Source organism: Candidatus Mycobacterium methanotrophicum, from assembly GCF_023515995.1.
Taxonomy (GTDB): Bacteria; Actinomycetota; Actinomycetes; order Mycobacteriales; family Mycobacteriaceae; genus Mycobacterium; species Mycobacterium methanotrophicum.
Genome location: NZ_CP097320.1, coordinates 87,898 through 107,015, shown reverse-complemented (window position 1 = coordinate 107,015; position 19,118 = coordinate 87,898). Strand labels below are relative to the sequence as shown.

Below are 19,118 nucleotides of genomic sequence, written 5' to 3'. Positions count from 1 at the left end.
CTCAGTCAGCTTGGTCGGGGAAAGCATTGGGGACCGCCGTGCCGCTGCGCAGGCCGCCATCCAGATAGGCGGTGCGGCAGGCGCGGCGCCCGATTTTGCCGCTGGAGGTTCGCGGAATCGATCCGGACGACACCAGCAGCACGTCGCGGACGGTCACCCCGTGCCGGACGGCGATCGCGGTGCGGATGTCATCGGCGATGGGTTGATGGTCCAGCTTGTGCGCGCCGGTGGCCCGTTCACTGACGATCACCAACTGCTCGGAAGTGTCATCCGGGTCGTATCTGAGGCCCGCGTGCGGATTGTCGAACACCTCGGCGGGCAACTGATTCAACGGCACCGAGAAGGCGGCCACATAGCCGGCCCGCAACGCCCGGTTGGCTTCCTGCGCCGAGTACTCGAGGTCCTGCGGATAGTGGTTGCGGCCGTCGATGATGACGAGGTCCTTGACCCGCCCGGTGATGTAGAGCTCGCCCTCGTGGAAGGTGCCGAGGTCGCCGGTGCGCACCCACAGCCCGTCATCGGGAGCCCCTTCGGCGTGCGACGGGCTGGTACGCGACTTGAGGATGTTTTTAAAGGTCTCGGTAGTCTCTTCTTCCCTGTTCCAGTAGCCGGCACCCATGTTGTTGCCGTGCAGCCAGATTTCACCGATCTGACCGTCGGGCAGTTCGCTGGCGCTCTCGGCGTCGACGATGACCGCCCACTCGTCAACGCCGATCTTGCCGGCCGAGGCCTGCGCAACGCCGTTCTCCGCTTCGGCGGCCACCTTTACGAACCGCTTGTTGTTCAGCGCCTCGCGGTCGACGTAGACAATCCTGGGCGCGTCCGACATCGGGGTGGTCGAGACGAACAATGTCGCCTCGGCCAGGCCGTAGGACGGCTTGATCGCTTTCTCTTGAAAACCGTAGGGCCCGAACGCGTCGTTGAACTTGCGGATTGACGACGCCGAGACCGGCTCGCTGCCGTTGAGGATGCACTTGACCCTGCTCAGGTCGAGCGACTCGCCGTCCTTGGGCAGGCCACGCAGCGCGGCGTGCTCGAAGGCGAAGTTCGGGGCTGCGGAGATGGCCCCGCCGGTATCGCCTTCGTTGCCGGCGAGCGCACGCATCCACCGGGTGGGTCGGCGGACAAACGCCGCCGGCGTCATGAAGGTGTTCGAATATCCGATCACCGAGGACAGCAGGATCGTGATCAGGCCCATGTCGTGGAAGAACGGCAGCCAGGAGACGCCGAAATCGCCTTCCTGACCTTCCAGCGCGCTAAGCACCTGCACCACATTGGTCGGCAGGTTCAGATGAGTGATCATCACGCCCGTTGGGGTGCGGGTGGAGCCGGAGGTGTACTGCAAGTAGGCGACGGTATCCCGCTCGGCCGGCACGAGCTCCCACGTGGAGCCGACGTCGGCGGGCACCGCGTCGACGGCGATGACGCGCGGCCGCTCCTTGGCCGGGCGGCTGCGGAAGAACTTGCGAACCCCCTCGGCGGAATCACTGGTGGTCAGGATCGCCGACGGCTGGCAGTCGTCGAGCACCGCGTGTAGACGCCCGACGTGACCCGGCTCCGCCGGATCGAACAGCGGTACCGCGATCCGGCCGGAGTACAAGACGCCGAAGAACGCGACCAGATAGTCCAGGTTCTGCGGGCATAGAACCGCGATCCGGTCACCGGGCTGGGTGATCTGCTGCAGCCGGGCGCCGACGGCGCGGTTGCGCGCGCAGAAGTCGGCCCACGAGATCTCCTTCGCGACGCCATCGCGTTCGGTGGAGAAGTCCAGGAACCGGTAGGCCAGCTGGCCTCCCCGCACCCGGGCCCACTTCTCGACGTGACGAACCAGATCGGTGTTCTCCGGGAACCTGATCTTTCCGTTCACGACGAACGGGTTGTGGTACGGCACGCCACTCTCCTGTCACACAGTTCTAGGTTCTAGGTTCTAGGTCGGGCCACATCCGTCTGGGCTGCCCCGACGGTTACGTCCGGTACGGTCGGCCGGCAGGACGCAGTCGGCATGCGGAGCACACCGGCAATCCGCAACGCGTCGACTCGCCCACCGACCACAGCTGTTCTTAAATTGTTCTTAATGTTAGTGGGCCTTGCGCCGCGAACCAAACCTGACGGTACCGCTTGTCGGAATTGTTACCCGTGTTTGGGATGCGGCGCGTTCTCGATCACGTCGTGCGCCCAATTCGACGTCCACAGGGTCGCCGGCTGTCCATCCAGGCTCCAGAACTGGGTGGTGGCATACAGCGCGTGAACCGGCTGGCCGGCGCCGCCGGCCAGGACATCCAGCGTCTTGGGCAGGTTGGCCAGGCTGAACGCGTCCTGCGGGGCAGCGCAGATCAGGTCACCGACTCCGCAGATCTCGTTGGTCTTGCTGTTGAGCGAACCGAAGCCACCCGGGCGCGGGCCGGTCATCGTCAACCCAAGCCCGGACAATACCGGCACCTCCTGCAGGGTGATCTCGGCGCCCTCGCCCGGTGGATTGGGTCCGATCTCCTGGCCCACCCCTTGCTGGCGGCGGCCATCGGCGATCAACGTCACACCGAGCACCAGATCGTCGTCGACCGGGCCGCGGCCATTGCCGACATCGCTGGCGATGTCGCCGGCGATCACCGCCCCTTGGGAGAAGCCGACCAGCACATAGCTGGTCAACGGGCACTTGGCGGTCATATCGGTCATCGCCTTGACCGTGGCGCGGGTTCCCTCGGCCCTGCTGTCGTTGTAGGACATTTGAGTGTCCCCGCTCAGCGGGTTGTGGAATTGCGCGGTGTAGGCAACGGTGTACGTCTCGACCCGGCTGGGGCTGAACTGCTGGCTGATCCGCCGGGTCACGTTGAGCAACAACGCCTTTGGGAAGTCGACGGGGTTGAGCGGATTGTCCTGCAGCGACGACTCCCAGGTCCCGGGGACCGCGATCAGCTGCACGTCAGGGCAGCTGGCGTCCTGAAAGGCCGGTCGCGGCTTGTGCGGGCGGGCCGCACTGCTGGTCGGCGGGACGATGCTGGGCGGCACCGCGCTCGGTGGGTTCTTCGGTTGCCGCAGGATCGTCACCACCGCGTAGATGACCAGCGCGACCACGAGCGCTGTTGCGCAGGCGGCGATCAACGCCAAGGTGCGGTGGCGCTTGCGCCGAGAACTACGCCGGGAACTTCGGGCCATGGTCTCCTGCTAACAGAGTCATTCAGTCGCACAGGCGACTCATTCGACAGCGGGCAGCCGTAACGGCTGCTGCACCCCTTTACGGTACCGGGTCACGGCACCGCCTCCGGTCTAGCGGATGGCGCCGACGACGTCGCCGGACATTGCGCTCAGCTGCCCGCCCCACGAGCCCCAGTCGTTGCTGCCGCCGCCGGGGAAGTCGAAGTGGCCGTTGTGCCCACCGACGTTGCGGTACTGCTGGTAGAACATCCGGCTGTTACCCATCGCCTCGCCGGCCTGGCCGATCATCGCGGCGGCGTCACCGCCCATGTTCGTCGGGCTCCACACCCAGATCCGCGAGTTGTTCTGGGCGAGCAGGTCGGCATGCACCCATGGGTCGTGCCACTTCCAGCGACCCAGCTGCGGGGCGCCCCACATGCCGTTGCCGTCGACGCCGCCGAATTGCTGCAGACCGGCCAGGATCGCGCCGCTCGTGGTGGTGTTCGACGGGTACAGGAAGCCTGACAGCGAACCGGCGTAGCCGAAGCGCTCGGGGTGGAAGCAAGCCAGGGCCATCGCCCCGTAGCCGCCTTGGGATGCACCCACCACGGCGTGGCCGCCGGGCGCCAGGCCCTTGTTGGCGGCCAGCCAGTCCGGCAACTCGGTGGACAGGAACGTCTCCCACTGTTTGCTGCCGTCCTGCTCCCAGTTGGTGTACATGCTGAACGCGCCGCCGGCCGGTGCCGCCACCGAGATTCCCTTGCCGGCCAGCGTGTTCATCGCGTTACCGGCTGTCACCCAGTTGCTGACGTCCGGCGCGGCGTTGAACGCGTCCAGCAGATAGACCGCGTGCGGGCCACCCGCCAAGAACGCCACGGGGATGTCGCGGCCCATCGACGCCGAGGGAACCATCAGCGTCTCGTAGCCCGCGGCGCGGGCGGACCCGGCGCGGACGGCGCCTGCGATCCCGATCGTCAGCGCCGCGGCGCACAGCAGCCGCAGCAGCATCGACAGGCGTCTCATAATGACCTCACTTGTCGCTCGACCACCATCCCCGAGACCCGCGCGGATCGTTCTCGTCCCGCAAGGTAGCTAACCACACCGCCGCTGACCGGACGCCGGAAACGGCGAACGGCGACGACCCCGCAAGGTCGTCGCCGTCAGCCGCGCCGTTGCTATCTCAGGTGTGCTGGCCTGCCGCAGTCGCGGCCGGAGCTGCAGCCGCGGTGGCCGGGCCCGCGCCCGGAGTCGCGCCGAGGTGCTGCTGCAGATCGGGCAGCATGGCGTGCAGTTGTGCACCCCAGTACGGCCAATCGTGCGTGCCGTTGGCGTCGAAGTTGAACACCGCGTTGTGGCCGCCGGCCGCGTTGTAGGCGTCCTGCCACTTGATGTTGCTGGTCCGCACGAAGCCCTCGAGGAACTTCGCCGGCAGGTTGTCGCCGCCGAGGTCCGACGGCTTGCCGTTACCGCAGTACATCCACACGCGGGTGTTGTTGGCGACCGTCTTGCCGACGTTCAGCAGTGGGTCGTTGCGCTGCCAAGCCGGGTCATCTTTCGGGCCCCACATGTCGGCGGGCTTGTAGCCGCCGGCGTCGCCCATCGCCAGACCGATCAACGACGGTCCCATACCCTGCGACGGGTCCATCAAGCCGGAGAACGAGCCAACCTCGATGAACTGTTCGGGATGGTAGTTGGCCAGGTTCAGCGCCGACGCCCCAGCCATCGACAGACCGACCGCCGCGCTGCCAGTGGGCTTGACCTGCTTGTTGGCCGACAAGTACTGCGGCAGCTCGCTGGTCAGGAAGGTTTCCCACTTGTAGGTCTGGCAGCCGGCCTTACCGCAGGCGGGCTTGTACCAGTCGGTGTACCAGCTGGACTGCCCACCCACTGGCATCACGACCGACAGACCCGACTGGCTGTACCACTCGAAGGCGGGAGTGTTGATGTCCCAGCCGTTGTAGTCGTCCTGGGCGCGCAGACCGTCGAGCATGTACACGGCCGGCGAGTTGGCGCCGCCGCTTTGGAACTGGACCTTGATGTCGCGGCCCATGGCCGCCGACGGCACCTGCAGGTACTCGACGGGCAGACCCGGCCGGGAGAACGCTCCCGCGGTCGCGGTCTCGCCCACGACACCGGTCAGACCCGGTATCAGGGCAGCTGCGGCGGCTCCCAACACAAGTCGGCGCGGCATCTTCCTCGCCGCGCTGCGAAACCTGTCAACAAAACTCATTCGTGATTCCTCAATCTCGTCGGGCCCACGTTCGTTGGGTCGGACTGCATGCGCCAGCGTGATCGCTCTACTGCACTGCGGCGCCTGCTCAGTCAACCACATCTTGGGGCGTGTCCTGTCCGCGGCATGGGTTCGTCCGCGGGCCCAACCCGCGCACAGACCCGCTCTATTCGGCTGCCGACCGCCCCGCTGTGCATGCGCCGACGATCGCTCGCATGCTGGTGAGGAGACATTTGCGGCGTTGCTGGGCACCGGCCGGGGCGATCGGGGCGGGCAGCCGGAACAGTCACCGTAGTTTCGCTGCCAAGACTCGTTCCTGCCCACCAGAGCGGATTGCCGGCCGACGCGGCTGTCGTCTGCCACGTCCGGGTTCAGCCCAGCGCCCGCCGAGCGGCGACGAAAAGATTCGGCATGAGGTCCTTGGCTTCGTCGTTGCGATCGTAGCGGGTCAGCCACTCCCGCAGGGTCGCCGTCGACGTTTCCCAACCGTGGTCGGCGAGCCATTCGCCGACATCGGTGCGCTCCTGCGGGTACCACAGTTCTTCGAGGTCGACGACGTCGGTGCCGAGCACCCGGGCGGCTTCTGAGCGCAGACGCCGCATCTGGTCACGCTGGCGCGCCAACCTGTCCGCATCCGCGGCCTCGGCGCCGACGGCATTGGTGGCCAATTCGCTGCCGGCCGCGCTGAGCGCGTGGATGCGTTGGAACAGCAGATCTTGGTCTGACGGGGTCAGATAGCGAAGCAGCCCCTCAGCCGACCAGCCGGCGGCTCTGGCCGGGTCGAAGCCGGCGTCGCGCAGCGCCCGCGGCCAATCCTGGCGCAGGTCCTCGGGGAACACGCGCGGCCACGCAGGCTCGGCGCTTCCCCTCACCGAGACAGCCCCCAGCACGACTAGGGTCCGGTCGCCGGCAGGCCGGTGTATGGCACACCGCCGGTTTCCGGCATGGCCAAGCCGCACCTGATGAGTTCATAGCGGGGAACCCGGTCGATTCGATACCGGGTGAACTCAAAGGAGTGCAGCAGATTCGACACAAACCGGTGAAAACCCATCGGAGCACGCACCGAATTCAGCATCGCCTTGGTCGCCGGACACTTCAGGGCCGCCTCTGCCTGAGCCACCCATTGCGCGTCGAGGTAGCCCGGAACACCCGGATACCACTTCACCCAGGGTCCGTCGGCGATCGCCCAGTCCGGGAACAGGTTCTTGTCGTGGCCGATCCGGCCGTGCTGCAACCGGGCGGTGTGAGCGGCCAGCGGGTTGGCCAACCCGATTTGGTCGATCACCCGGACATCCAGCCCGACGTTCATGCCCACCATGCCGAGATTGGTGAAAAACACTGTGTGAGGCCCCTTTTCAGAAAGGCCCGGCTGCGCCTGCGGCGCGGTGGGCGGGACCAGGTCCCACTGGTCGTAATTGCCCGACGGCAGCAGCAAGGCCCCTTGCGGTGTGTTGTTGAGCGCCACCAGCACCGCGCGCATCCGCGGGTAGTCCAGATAGTCGGCGGCCGTCAGCGGATGCGCGTGACCGGTCGCCTGCGCGTAGAAGCGGCGCTCGTCGACGATGCCTGAGTAGGTGACCCGGGTGGCGTCGTCGCCCATTCCCGGCGAATTGGCCGCCCACAGCGACCAGCCCGCGATCGCCATCCACAGCGCACACACCGCGCCGGCCAACCAGTAGCCGGCTTCCCGGGACAGTCGGGTGCCGTGCGGGAACACCACCGGAACCACCGCGACTGGCGCCAGCAAGCACAACAGCGGTACCAGCAGCACCCGGCCATGCATGAAATCCCCGCCCTGCCGAATCCAGTACAGCGCCTGCAGCAGACCGCTGAGGAGGATGAACACCACGACGGCGGTTGGGCTTTGCGCCGACCGGGCCAGCGGTCCGGGCGCGGACGCGGGCGGATACCGAATTCCGTTGCGGCGGCCGGCTGGGCCACGACTCCAGACCACCGACCCCAGCCCCACCAGCAACACCGCCGGTATCCACAGCGCGTACGGGCGGTTGAAGTTGCACAGGTAGATCACGCCCTGCGACCACTTGTCGCCGGCCGCATCCTTGGCCAGCGCGGTGCCGGGAAACAGCAACCCGTAGTAGCCCATTCGGAAGATCTCGTACCCCACCGGAAGCAGCCCACCGGCCACCACGATCAGCACTCTGGCCCGCCGGCCCTTGGCGGCGATCAGCATCATGATCAGCGCCAGGCCGCCGATCAGCGCCAGCTCGGGCCGCACCAAGACGCTGCACCCGGCGACAAACGCCAGCACGCCGGTGAACACCCGCCCGGGAGAGGGCAGCCCGCCGGGCCGGGGATGGGCCTGCGACCAGCAGACCATCATCCACCACAGCAGCCCGAGATAGGCCATCACCAGCCCGCTTTCCAGACCGGAGGTGGCGAAGTCACGCGCCGGCGGGACCGCGATGTACACCAGCGCGCCAGCCGGCAGCATCACCGCCCGGCGGCCCAGCAACCCTGGCGCGAACAGCCGGCCGGTGCCCAACATCAGCATCGCCAGCCCCGCCACGCTCAGCATCAGCGCCAGCACCAGGGCCACATACTCCAGGCGCATCGGGCCGCTCAGCCAACTTGCGGCATAGAGCAGATACGTCCACACCACCGAGGTGTTGGCCTCTACCCGCTCGCCCGCGTTGAACACCGGGCCGTTGCCGGCCAGCAGGTTTCGCACCGTGCGCAAGACGATCAGCCCGTCGTCGGCGATCCAGCGCCGCTGCCAGGCCCCCCACCCGAACAACACGGCGACCACGGCCACGCTGACCCACAGACTGGTCCTGACGGTGATGTCATACGGGAATGCCGGCCGGCCTACCGCTCCGGTTATCGGCCGGCCAGGCGGCGCCGGAGTCTTCACGGCCACGTCAGCCGAGGAAAACCGCAACACCGACGGTTCCGATCAAGGCCAGGAACAGCACCTGCAGCACCCGATCGCGCAGCGCGATGTCCTCGGGCTCGCCGGCCAGGCCGCCGTCGATGTCCACCGCATACCGCAGGATCCCAATGGTCGCCGGGATCATCGACACCGCGAACCAGCCGGCCCGGCCGTGATCGCGCTCGAAGGCCCACAGCCCGTAGCAGACCACCATCGCGGTGGCCGACATCGTCCAGACGAACCGCAGGTAGGTGCTGGTGTAATTCTCCAGCGACTTGCGGATGCTGGCGCCGGTGCGCTCGGCCAATTGCAGCTCGGCATAGCGCTTGCCGGCCGCGATGAACAATGAGCCGAAGGCCAATGTCAGCAAAAACCATTGCGACAGACGGATATTGGTGGCCGCACCACCGGCGATGCCGCGGATCAAAAAACCCGACGAGACGATGCTGATGTCGATCACCGCTTGATGCTTGAGGCCGAAGCAGTAGGCCAGCTGGATGCCTATGTAGACGGCCATCACCACCGCCAGGTTCGGGGTGAGCCACCACGCCACGCCGAGCGACGCCGCGCCCAGCACCGCCGCCAGTGTGTAGGCCAGCCACTCGGGCACCACGCCGGCGGCGATCGGGCGGAACCGCTTGGTGGGATGCGCGCGGTCGGCCTCGACGTCGCGGACGTCGTTGACCAGGTAGATGGACGAGGCCGCCAGGCAGAACACCACGAAAGCGACCGCCACCTCGAAGAGCACCTTGAGCCAGTCGTAGTGGGCGTCGGCGCCCCAGGCGGCCAGCGGCGCCAACAGCACCAGGATGTTCTTCAGCCATTGCCGCGGGCGCATCGCGGTGATGACGCCGACGATCAGGTTGGCCGGCGGACCGGTCACCGGCGCCTCGTCTTTGATGTCCTCACTCATGTGCCACCTCCGCGCGAGAGCACGCCGTCCATCCGAGCGGCTAGCCTTTCCACGGCCGCTGCGACTATGGCGCCGACGACCACGCCGGTGACCACATCGCTGGGATAGTGCACGCCGAGCAACACCCGCGACAGCGCCATCGGCGGCACCAGCATGACAGGCAGCGGCGCTCCGGTGGCACGGGCCAGCAGGACGGCCGCCGCGGTGGTCGAGGTGGCGTGCGCCGACGGGAAGCTCAGGCGGCTCGGTGTGCCGACGTTCACCGCGACCGCCGGATGATGCGGCCGCGGCCGCCGCACCACTCGCTTGATCAGCACTGCGGCCGCATGCGCGCACAACGCTCCGGCGCCGGCCACCAGCCAGGCCCGCCGCCGGGCCGGCGCCACGATCGCGCCAGTCGCCGAAACCGCCAGCCAGCCGATGCTGTGCTCACCGAAATGCGAGAGCGCCCTCGCGGCGGCCAGCGCACCGGGACGCCTGGCCAGCGCCGATTGAATCGCTACGACCGCAGCCACTTCGCCGTGCGGCGGCATCGAATCAGCTGCGATGTCGGCCATTGCCAGACACATGGTTTTCTGCGTTTTCGGCCTCCGGAGCGGGCAGCAGCACCGTCTCCCACTTCTCCTTGCTGGACAGCACCGGCAGCGCCTCGCGGTAGACGCGGCGCATCTCATCGAAACGGCTCAGAAGCTGCCGCTGACGCCGCAGCGACTGCCACAGCAACGCAAACATTCTGGCCCGGTCGCGCTGCCGGTAGACCGCGCCGCGCCCGTCCGCTGTCGTGACGGTGGCGCCGTCGAGTGTGCACAGCCGAAACCACCGGGCGTCTTGAGTCGGCACGTTCAGCTGCGGGCGCCGATGATGCGCCCGGTCCGCCTGGGTGAGCTGGTGCAGCGTTCCACGCAGCAGCCGGTAGGACACGGCCAGCGGGTGCACCGGCGGCTTCATCTCGTTGTTGCGCCGCGACGGCGTCGGCAACTCGTCGGACGATCCCAACACCACCGCATCCGGGTATGCCTTGCGCATCCGATGCACCTCGGGCAGCGCTGTTTCCAGTATCGAGAAGATGTGCTCCGGCCCGGCAAGGAAGTCGTCGATCGCCTTGTTCTGGATGGCTACCGTCGAATATTCAAGGCAGGAAAGGTGTTTGAGCGTCGCCTTGAGGTGGCTGCGGACCAGGCCGGACACGTCGCCGTCCCAGTGCATCGCCGCGACCACCAGCCGGTTGCGCAGATGGAAATAGGCCTGCCAGTCGATCGCGTCGTCCTTGTCGCTCCAGGCCATGTGCCAGATCGCCGCGCCGGGCAGGGTGGCGGTGGGGTATCCGCGTTCGGCGGCGCGCAACCCGTAATCGGCGTCGTCCCATTTGATGAACAGCGGTAAGGGCTGACCGAGCTCCTCGGCGACCTGTCGCGGGATCATGCAGGTCCACCAGCCGTTGTAGTCGACGTCGACGCGCCGGTGCAGCAGTTGGCTGCGAGGGTTGTTGTCGCACAACGGGTATTCGGCAAAGTCGTGGTCGTATTCGGTGAACGGCGCGGCGGTCCACATGAAATTCTCCCGGTCGACGATCTCGCCCATGATGTGCAGGTGCGACGGCTCCTGCAGGTTGAGCATCTGGCCGCCGACCAGCATCGGCGCCTTGGCGAAGCGGTGCATCGCCAGGATGCGCAGAATCGTGTCGGACTGCAGCTGGATATCGTCGTCCATGAACAGGATCTGCTGACAGTCGGTGTTTTTCAGCGCCTCGTACATCACCCGGCTGTATCCGCCGGAGCCGCCGAGGTTGGGCTGGTCGTGAATGGAAAGCCGATCGCCCAGCGGCGCGGCGGCGGCGGCGAAATCCGGGTGGTCGCGCACCTTCGAGGTGCCCTGGTCGGGCACAATCACTGCACCGATCACCTTGTCCACCAACGGATCTCCAGTGAGCTCGCGCAACGCGTTGACGCAGTCATTCGGCCGGTTGAAGGTGGGGATGCCGACCGCGACGTTCGCGACGCCCGGCGCGGGCTTGTCGGAATACCACCCGGCACTGCGCAGGGTCACGTCGGTGTCGGTGGTGATGTCGAACCAGATCCACCCGCCGTCTTCGAACGGCTCGAGCCCGACCTGGCATTCGAGGATCGCCGGCTCGCTGCCCGTTCCGGCGAATTTGCGTCCTTCGACAAAGATCCGGGCGCCGGTCGCCTTGGTGCGGTAGACGTCGACGCGCCCCGTGCCGCTCAATTCTGCGTGCAGCACCACCGAGGTGCACGTCGTCCACCGCCGCCAATAACTGGCCGGAAACGCATTGAAGTAGGTGGCGAACGACACCTCGGATTCGGCGGCGATCTGCAGCGACGTGCGGTCGGCCGCGTGCGCGTGCCGGGAGTTGGTGATCGACTCCTCTACATAGAGCTTGCGCACGTCGAGCGGCTCACCCGGGCGGGGCATAATGACGCGCGCCAGCAAGCTCACGGCCTTGCCGGGTTGCCGGGTAGCGGCGTGGCTCGCATCGTCGGCGGTGGTCTTGCTCATCCGCGAATGCTTCCTTTGTTGTTCTCGTCGAGAGCAGCACCGTCGCGCAAGTGGGGCGCCAAGGTGTTGTCGTACATGTTCAGCGCGCTGGCGATGGCCATGTGCATGTCGAGATACTGATAAGTGCCAAGCCGTCCACCGAAAAGCACCTTCGACGAAGCGGTTTCATCTTTGGCCCTGGCCCGGTAGGCGGCCAGCACAATGCGGTCTGCCTCGGTGTTGATCGGGTAATAGGGCTCGTCGTCATGCTCGGCGAATCGCGAGTACTCCCGCATGATCACCGTCTTGTCGGTCGGGTAGGCCCGCTCAGGGTGGAAATGGCGGAACTCGTGAATGCGGGTATAGGGCACGTCGAGGTCGTTGTAGTTCATCACCGATGTGCCCTGGAAATCTCCGATCGGCAGCACCTCGACCTCGAAATCCAATGTGCGCCAGCCTAAGTGACCGTCCACGTAGTTGAAGTAGCGGTCCAGCGGGCCGGTGTACACGACTGGAGCGTCCGGGTTGGCGGCACGCAGTTGGTCGCGGACCTCGAACCAGTCGGTATTCAGCCGCACCTCGACGCGATCGTCGGCGGCCATGTTCTTACACCAGGCCGTGTAGCCATTGACCGGCAGGCCCTCGTAGGTGTCGTTGAAGTAGCGGTTGTCGAAGGTGTAGCGCACCGGCAGTCGGGTGATGTTGGCCGCGGGTAGCTCTTTGGGATCGGTCTGCCACTGCTTGGCGGTGTAGTGCTTCACGAACGCCTCGTAGAGCGGCCGGCCGATCAGCGAGATGGCCTTCTCTTCGAAGTTCTGTGCATCGTCTGACTTGATCTCGGCGGCCTGCTCGGCGATCAGCGCCCGCGCCTGGTCGGGGGTGAAGTAGCGGCCGAAGAACTGGGACACCAGCCCGAGCCCCATCGGGAATTGATAGGCCTGCCCGGCGTGCATGGCGAAGACCCGATGCTGGTAGCCGGTGAACTCGGTGAACTGCCGCACGTAATCCCACACTCGCCTGTTGGAGGTGTGGAACAGATGCGCGCCGTACTTGTGCACCTCGATGCCGGTCTGCGGCTCGGCCTCGGAGTAGGCGTTTCCGCCGATATGCGGGCGCTTTTCGACGACGAGCACGCGCTTGTCGAGCTGACTGGCCACGCGCTCGGCAATCGTCAGGCCAAAGAATCCGGAGCCGACGACGAAGAGGTCGAAACGAGTGGTCATCGGTTGCCTAGGGTATCCGACTACGCGCCCGTCGCCCGCTTGGCTGCAGCGTTGGCCCGGGGTGTTCTGCGTTCGGGGTGCGAATAGCAGCGCCGCGCCACACGATTGAGCGCATTTTCAGTGACGAAGGTCGCGATTGGCTCACGATTCGATCTCGCCACTCCAGTCACACTATTCACGTCAGTACCATCAATCACGTGGCCCGAGGATCGCATCTCGGGCACCTTGCTCGCCCGCAGCGGGCAGGAAACCGCAGATCACATAGTCCAGATTGAGGAGACTCCAGTGCCGAACCGACGCCGACGCAGGCTCTCGACAGCCACGAGCGCAGTCGCCGCTCTGGCAGTCGCGTGTCCTTTTGCTTACGTTGCGGTTTGCAACGTGTCAGCCGACACCAAGCCGGCCGCCCAGCACCGCGAGTTCGTCCGGGCCGCGGGGATGACCGACCTGCCCGGCGAATTGATGTCCGCGCTGTCCCAAGGACTGTCGCAATTCGGGGTCAACCTTCCGCCGGTGCCGAGCCTGACCGGTGCCACCAGCCCCGGCCTGACCTCGCCCGGCCTGACCTCACCGGGCTTGACCTCGCCCGGCCTGACCACTCCGGGCTTGACCACTCCGGGCTTGACCTCGCCCGGTCTGACCTCACCGGGCTTGACCTCGCCCGGCCTGACCACTCCGGGCTTGACCTCGCCCGGCCTGACCACCCCGGGTTTGACGCCGGGTGTGACGCCGGGCACCGCCCCCGGCCTCACACCGGGTGCGGCCGGTGGCCTGACCAGCCCATCGCTGACCAACCCCGGCCTGACCAGTCCCACCGGTCCCACCGGTCCAACCGGTTTCGACCCGTCGTCCGGCGGGCTGACTAATCCGAGCGAATTGCCGATCAGCGACCCGATCGGGCTGGACCCGGGTGCCGGCGGCACCTACCCGATCCTCGGCGATCCCTCGCTCGGCGCCGCACCGGCTTCCGGCGCAAGCGGAGGGCTGGTGAGCGACCTGATGAGCGCGGCTAATCAGTTGGGCGCTGGTCAGGCCATCGATCTGCTCAAGGGCGTGCTGATGCCCGGCATCATGCAGGCCGCCCAGGGCGCCAATCCGGCCGCGGCTCTTCCCGTACCGGCGCCGCCGGTGCCCTGATCGGAGGCCGGCCTTTCCGGCTACCACCCGAAACGGCGCCGCAGCAGTGAGGTCCGGCGCGACCAGCGCCGACCCGTCTCTGCGGTGTCGTGCCGTGGGTTCACATAGTTCACTTATGTAGCGTGTCGAATCATCTGCAACAGCAGACACATAAGTAACATCGGGTTGTGCCGCTCCGCCGTCCCGCGCCGACGACGCTGGTCACCGTCATCGCGGCGACGGCGGTGATTCTTCCGTGGGCGGTTGACCCGGCCACCGGACATCGGGACCAGCGGCATCAGGCGGCCCGGCCCGGCGACACTCACCTCGCCCGGCAACCGTTGGTCGGCCTCGGCGGGGGCGTAACGATCCGCGAAGTCGGCCAACGCACACCGTTTTCCATGGTCGCGCTGACCGGCGACGACCTCAGCGGCACGTCGGCACGGGTACGCGCCCGCCGCACCGACGGCTCGTGGGGGCCCTGGTACGAAACGCATGAGGCCGAGGCGCTGCCGGGCCCGGGCGACCACGACCGAATACCTCGTCGATCCGGCACCGATCCGGTATTCGTCGGCAAAACCACAACCGTGCAGATCGCGGTCAGCCGCCCGCCGGGCGCGGCGCCCACCTCGCAACCGATCGGCTCGACGCCGGCAGCAGCTGACCGGGGATACCTGCCCGCCACCGTGGAACAACCGCTGGCGCAGAACATCTCGGCTGTCCTGATTTCGCCGCCGCAGGCACCGGTCGACACCCAGTGGACGCCGCCGAGCGCCGTCATCGCGGCAGGTCAGCCACCCAACATCATCCCCCGCACGCAGTGGGGCGCCGATGAACTGGTGCGCTGCGGGAACCGGCCGTTCGGTGCGCCCATCCGCGCCGCCGTCGTCCATCACACCGCCGAGAACAACGACTACCAGCCGCAGGACTCGGCGGCGATCGTGCAGTCCATTTTCGCGTACCACACCCAGATCCTGGGCTGGTGCGACATCGCCTACAACGCGCTGGTCGACAAGTACGGCCAAGTGTTCGAGGGCAGAGCGGGCGCGCTCACCGGGCCGGTGCAGGGCGACCACACCGGCGGCTTCAACCGCGAGACCTGGGGTGTGGCGATGATCGGCAACTTCGACGACGTTGCGCCGACGCCGGTCCAGCTGCACACGGTCGGGCGGCTGCTCGGCTGGCGGCTAGGACTGGATCGGGTCGACCCCAAAGGCACGGTCACATTGGCCTCGGCCGGCGGCGCCGACACCCATGTTCCCGTCGATGCCACGGCGAGCCTGCCGACCATCTTCAGCCACCGCGACGTCGGCGCCACCGACTGCCCGGGCAACGTGGCCTACGGGCTTTTGGACGAGATCCGCGATACCGCAGCTCGTTTCAACGGCCCGCCCAGACCGGAAGACCTGGCCTTGTCGCTGCAGGGTGGCGCGATCTACGACCGCTGGCAGTCGATGGGCGGGCTGAACAGCGCGCTGGGCGCACCGACATCCCCGGAGGCGACCGGGGCAGGCTCCGCGCGCTACGCGACTTTCGCCAACGGCGCGATGTACTGGTCGCCAGACACCGGTGCTCAACCCGTCACCGGAGCCATCTATGACGCGTGGGCCTCGCTCGGCTACGAGAGAGGCGCTCTGGGATTGCCGACCAGCGGCGAGTTGCAGGAGCCGCAATGGGTGAAGCAGAACTTCCAGCACGGCACGCTGGACTTCGATCGGCTCAGCGGACGCGTCAGTCGGGTGATCGACGGCGTCGCCGAGGAGCTGCTGCCGTCGCCGCCGAGCGGACCGCCGATTCAGCTGGAGCGGTTCTCACCGGTCCATCCCGCCGACTAAGCCCCGGCCGATAGCCAGTCACAGCCACCAGCGTTCCAGCACCCGCGCCACCCCGTCGTCGGTGTTGGGTGTGGTCACCTCATCAGCGACGGCGATCGCCTCGGGGTGCGCATTGCCCATCGCCACCCCGTGGCCGGCGCGCAGCAGCATCGGCGCATCATTGGGCATGTCACCGAACGCCACCACCTCGTCGTCGGGAATGCCCAGTGGGCGTGCGAGTTCCGCGATGCCCGTGGCCTTGCTGATGCCCAACGGCACGATTTCGATCAGCCCGTTGTTGGTGGAGTAGGTGATGTCTCCCTCGATGCCGACATGCCTGGCGAGCTCGGCGGCCATGTCGGCGCTGCTTGCACCGGTCTTGCGGATCAGTAGTTTCACTGCCGGGGCGCTCAGCAGATCTTCTTTTGACACCTCGGTGTTGTCAGGATTGAGCCAGGCATGCTCGTAGCCCGGTGAGCTGACAAACTGCGGCGTCGCGGTGTCGTGCGCGCTGCGGCCGATCCGCTCAACGGCCAACCCGGCGCCCGGGATAGCGCGCGTGGCGATCTCAGCCAGTTCGCCCAAGGTCTCGACGGACAGTGTCCAGGCGCACAACACGCGGTCGGTCGCGGGATCGTAGATTACCGCGCCATTGGCGCACACGGCCATTGGCGCGAAGCCCAGCTCGTCGACCACCGGCTGCACCCAGCGCGGTGGGCGCCCAGTGGCCAGCACGAACTGCGCCCCGGCCTCGACGGCGGCGCGCACTGCGTTGCGGGTGCGCGGTGTGATCTTCTCGTCGCCAAGGACGAGGGTGCCGTCCACATCGCACGCGATCAGGGCGGGCAGAGTCACCGCGTCGATCCATCTTGGCGGCCAGCGGTCAATGTATTCCGCTTTGGGCTTGCCCGGGCCGCGTCACGCCGTCGGTTCCTCCTGTGCGCATGCGCTTTTGCGATTCGGCCAACCGGAGCCCCTTGGAATCCTCCCGGGTTGGGGCGCTGCCACCCAGTCGCCGGGGGACCCAGAACTCGCCCGGTGGGTGCGGGTATTCCTCTTGCACCCGGTAGGGCAGCTGGTTCGTCGCTTCGCGCAGCGCAACGTTGAGTTGTTCGGCCGTACCGCGCGGGGCCAGCGGCCGGCCCGCGGCCACGGTGACCGGAATCTTGTTGCCGAACACCTTTTTCGGGTGGTCTTTCGGCCAAATACGATGGGCGCCCCAGACGACCATCGGGACGATCGGCGCCCGCGCCGCCAGCGCCATTCTGGCCGCGCCGGTCTTGAAATCGCGGAGCTCGAAACTGCGGCTGATAATGGCCTCGGGATGCATCCCGATCAGCTCGCCATCGCGCAGCCGCCGCACGGCGACCTCCAAGGCGTCGTGCCCGTTCCTGCGGTCCACCGGGATGAGCCTGGCGTGTTTGATGACGTAGTTCGCCGCCTTCACTTCCGTCATCTCGGCCTTGATCATGAAATACATCCGTCGGCCCCGCTCCCGGACCGCAAACATCGACGGAAGCCAGTCCACGTAACTGGTGTGGTTCTGGGCGAGTATTGCGCCGCCCCGCTCGGGGATGTTGTCGAGGCCTTGGAACGTGAACTTGGTTCCGTTCATCGCGACGACCGGTGGCACGACCCACTCACAGAAGCGGTAAAGCGGCTCTGCCATGCTCGGTGTCCTTTCGGGTAACTCGGCCCGCCACGTCATGGACTGCGCTCCGCGCGTCTGCGGGCGCGATCGGCCCTTTCAGTGTCCTGAAGAATCTTTGCCTCCGCCACCGTAGGTGCGCTTCCGCCAAGCCGTCGCGGCACCCAAAACGCGCCTTCCGGGTGGGGATATTCCTCCTGCACGCGGTGCAGCAACGACGTCATTTGCTCGCGCAGCGCCGCGTCAAGCCGCTCGACGTCACCGGCGGGCGCCAACGGCCTACCCGCCGCCACGATCACCGGGATCTTCCTGCGGCCCAGATTCCGCGGGTGGTCTTTCGTCCAAATCCGCTGGGCGCCCCAGACGATCAGCGGAATCATCGGGACGCCGACCTCCAGCGCCATCCGCGCTGCCCCGGTCTTGAAGTCCTTGAGTTCAAAACTTCGGCTGATCGTCGCCTCGGGCATCAGGCCGACCACCTCGCCGGCCTGGAGCAGTCGGACGGCCTCCGCGTAGGCCTGGCCTCCGGCGCCGCGGTTGACGGGGATGGTCTTGGTGTGCCTGATCAAGAAGTTGACCGTCCTCACCTGCTGCATCTCGGCCTTGATCATGTAGCGGATGCGCCGCCCGCGCTGATGCACCGCCAGCGCCGCCGGCAGCCAGTCGACATAGCTGGTGTGGTTGATCGCCATCACCGCACCGCCGGTGCGCGGAATGTTTTCCAGGTTCTCATACGTGATCCTGGTGCCGGTGGCCTTTACCACGGCCTTGGCCGCGATCTCGAGAGTTCGGAAAACCGGCTCCATGATGCTACTCCGGTGCGCTCGGCGGACCTGCTCGGTCACGAGCCGCCCGGGCGGCGGCGCGTTGGTTGGCTTCCTCAGCCTCCAGCCGGGCCGCCTCCGCGAGCGTGGGTGCGCCGCCGCCCAGCCGGTGCGGCACCCAGAACTCGCCGGCCGGATACGGGCTATACGAGTCCTGCACCCGCTCCAGCAGTTGCCGCATTCGGGAGTGCAGCAAAGCCGTCAGCTCGGGCGCGGGCAGCGTCGGCAGGATCGGCTCGCCGACCGCCACCTCGATCGGCACCTTGGGACGAAGCAGCTTCTTGGGATAGTCCTTGGTCCAGATTCGCTGGGCGCCCCACACGATGTGCGGGACGATCGGCGCGTCGGCCGCGATCGCCATCCGGGCGGCGCCGGACTTGAACTCCTTGATTTCGAAGCTGCGACTGATCGTCGCTTCGGGATAGACGCCGACCAGTTCACCGGCCTTGAGCGCTTGCACCGCCGCATCAAACGACGCGGCGCCGCTCGCCCGATCCACCGGGATGTGTCGCAGCTTGCGCATGATGGGCCCGGCGATCTTGTGATCGAAGACCTCTTGCTTGGCCATGAACCGCACTTTGCGCCCGAGTCCCTGCTTGTAGGCGGGCAGCCCGGCGAAGGTGAAGTCGAAATAGCTGGTGTGGTTGATGGCGATGACGGCGCCGCCGGTGGTGGGCAGGTTGTCCACCCCGTCGAGCGTGAAACGTAGACCCTGCAATCGCCACGCCAAACGGGCCAGTTGGACGATCGTCCCGTATACCGGTTCCACGATGCTCAACCCTAAATGTTTCCGGCTGGGCGGCTGTCACGGGTCGGGCGTTTCGTTCGGCTC

General features: G+C 66.9%; 16 protein-coding genes. 2 read left to right on the top strand and 14 right to left on the bottom strand.

Going from position 1 to position 19,118, the window contains the following annotated elements; translation table 11 throughout:
* Position 1: 1 nt before the first annotated feature.
* The 10 genes from fadD32 to glf all read right to left on the bottom strand — a co-directional run bounded on the left by fadD32 (position 2) and on the right by glf (position 12,884).
* On the bottom strand, positions 2 to 1,891 hold the full coding sequence (gene fadD32, locus M5I08_RS00525; protein ID WP_219066534.1) for a long-chain-fatty-acid--AMP ligase FadD32: 1,890 nt from the start codon (positions 1,889 to 1,891) through the stop codon (positions 2 to 4).
* Positions 1,892 to 2,130: 239 nt separating this feature from the next.
* Positions 2,131 to 3,153, bottom strand: coding sequence for a carboxylesterase Culp6 (gene culp6, locus M5I08_RS00520; RefSeq protein WP_219066535.1), 1,023 nt, complete (start codon positions 3,151 to 3,153; stop codon positions 2,131 to 2,133).
* Between the two features lie 111 nt (positions 3,154 to 3,264).
* Positions 3,265 to 4,155: an esterase family protein gene (locus tag M5I08_RS00515; RefSeq protein ID WP_219066536.1), complete on the bottom strand. Its 891-nt coding sequence runs from the start codon at positions 4,153 to 4,155 to the stop codon at positions 3,265 to 3,267.
* Between the two features lie 157 nt (positions 4,156 to 4,312).
* A complete protein-coding gene (locus M5I08_RS00510) occupies positions 4,313 to 5,362 on the bottom strand; it encodes an esterase family protein (protein WP_219066537.1) in 1,050 nt (349 codons plus the stop codon).
* Positions 5,363 to 5,733: 371 nt separating this feature from the next.
* Positions 5,734 to 6,234 carry an SAM-dependent methyltransferase gene (locus M5I08_RS00505; RefSeq protein WP_219066538.1) on the bottom strand — a complete coding sequence of 167 codons (501 nt, stop codon included), beginning with the start codon at positions 6,232 to 6,234 and terminating at the stop codon, positions 5,734 to 5,736.
* A gap of 20 nt (positions 6,235 to 6,254) precedes the next feature.
* Entirely contained in the window at positions 6,255 to 8,240 is a 1,986-nt protein-coding gene (gene aftB, locus M5I08_RS00500) for a terminal beta-(1->2)-arabinofuranosyltransferase (RefSeq protein WP_370328547.1), read from the bottom strand.
* Position 8,241: 1 nt separating this feature from the next.
* Positions 8,242 to 9,165 (bottom strand): decaprenyl-phosphate phosphoribosyltransferase, encoded by a 924-nt coding sequence (locus M5I08_RS00495; protein WP_219066539.1) that lies wholly within the window; start codon positions 9,163 to 9,165, stop codon positions 8,242 to 8,244.
* A complete protein-coding gene (locus M5I08_RS00490) occupies positions 9,162 to 9,722 on the bottom strand; it encodes a phosphatase PAP2 family protein (protein WP_219066540.1) in 561 nt (186 codons plus the stop codon). The genes M5I08_RS00495 and M5I08_RS00490 overlap by 4 nt, the downstream gene beginning before the upstream one ends.
* Entirely contained in the window at positions 9,703 to 11,682 is a 1,980-nt protein-coding gene (locus tag M5I08_RS00485; protein WP_219066541.1) for a glycosyltransferase, read from the bottom strand. The genes M5I08_RS00490 and M5I08_RS00485 overlap by 20 nt, the downstream gene beginning before the upstream one ends.
* Entirely contained in the window at positions 11,679 to 12,884 is a 1,206-nt protein-coding gene (glf, locus tag M5I08_RS00480) for a UDP-galactopyranose mutase (RefSeq protein ID WP_219066542.1), read from the bottom strand. The genes M5I08_RS00485 and glf overlap by 4 nt, the downstream gene beginning before the upstream one ends.
* A 285-nt stretch (positions 12,885 to 13,169) precedes the next feature.
* Here glf and M5I08_RS00475 point away from each other — a divergent pair, with 285 nt between their 5' ends.
* Positions 13,170 to 14,021, top strand: a complete 852-nt coding sequence (locus M5I08_RS00475; protein WP_219066543.1) for a hypothetical protein — start codon at positions 13,170 to 13,172, stop codon at positions 14,019 to 14,021.
* A 167-nt stretch (positions 14,022 to 14,188) separates the two neighbouring features.
* Entirely contained in the window at positions 14,189 to 15,835 is a 1,647-nt protein-coding gene (locus M5I08_RS00470; protein WP_219066544.1) for an N-acetylmuramoyl-L-alanine amidase, read from the top strand.
* 18 nt (positions 15,836 to 15,853) lie between these two features.
* On the opposite strand, the gene M5I08_RS00465 is transcribed toward M5I08_RS00470, so the two are convergent.
* From M5I08_RS00465 to M5I08_RS00450, 4 genes are read right to left on the bottom strand one after another with little or no spacing between them, the layout of a single operon-like run.
* A complete protein-coding gene (locus tag M5I08_RS00465; RefSeq protein WP_219066545.1) occupies positions 15,854 to 16,669 on the bottom strand; it encodes an HAD family hydrolase in 816 nt (271 codons plus the stop codon).
* Positions 16,670 to 16,697: 28 nt separating this feature from the next.
* Complete coding sequence (locus M5I08_RS00460; RefSeq protein WP_219066546.1) at positions 16,698 to 17,483, bottom strand: lysophospholipid acyltransferase family protein; 786 nt, start codon at positions 17,481 to 17,483, stop codon at positions 16,698 to 16,700.
* A gap of 35 nt (positions 17,484 to 17,518) precedes the next feature.
* On the bottom strand, positions 17,519 to 18,271 hold the full coding sequence (locus M5I08_RS00455; RefSeq protein WP_249763446.1) for a lysophospholipid acyltransferase family protein: 753 nt from the start codon (positions 18,269 to 18,271) through the stop codon (positions 17,519 to 17,521).
* A 1-nt stretch (position 18,272) separates the two neighbouring features.
* Entirely contained in the window at positions 18,273 to 19,055 is a 783-nt protein-coding gene (locus M5I08_RS00450; RefSeq protein WP_219066586.1) for a lysophospholipid acyltransferase family protein, read from the bottom strand.
* Positions 19,056 to 19,118: the final 63 nt, after the last annotated feature.

Bases quoted from the DNA above. Each gene is read 5' to 3' on its own strand.
- culp6 (WP_219066535.1), bottom strand. From the start codon at position 3,153: ATGGCCCGAAGTTCCCGGCGTAGTTCTCGGCGCAAGCGCCACCGCACC.
- M5I08_RS00515 (WP_219066536.1), bottom strand. From the start codon at position 4,155: ATGAGACGCCTGTCGATGCTGCTGCGGCTGCTGTGCGCCGCGGCGCTG.
- M5I08_RS00510 (WP_219066537.1), bottom strand. From the start codon at position 5,362: ATGAGTTTTGTTGACAGGTTTCGCAGCGCGGCGAGGAAGATGCCGCGC.
- M5I08_RS00495 (WP_219066539.1), bottom strand. From the start codon at position 9,165: ATGAGTGAGGACATCAAAGACGAGGCGCCGGTGACCGGTCCGCCGGCC.
- M5I08_RS00490 (WP_219066540.1), bottom strand. From the start codon at position 9,722: ATGGCCGACATCGCAGCTGATTCGATGCCGCCGCACGGCGAAGTGGCT.
- M5I08_RS00485 (WP_219066541.1), bottom strand. From the start codon at position 11,682: ATGAGCAAGACCACCGCCGACGATGCGAGCCACGCCGCTACCCGGCAA.
- glf (WP_219066542.1), bottom strand. From the start codon at position 12,884: ATGACCACTCGTTTCGACCTCTTCGTCGTCGGCTCCGGATTCTTTGGC.
- M5I08_RS00460 (WP_219066546.1), bottom strand. From the start codon at position 17,483: ATGGCAGAGCCGCTTTACCGCTTCTGTGAGTGGGTCGTGCCACCGGTC.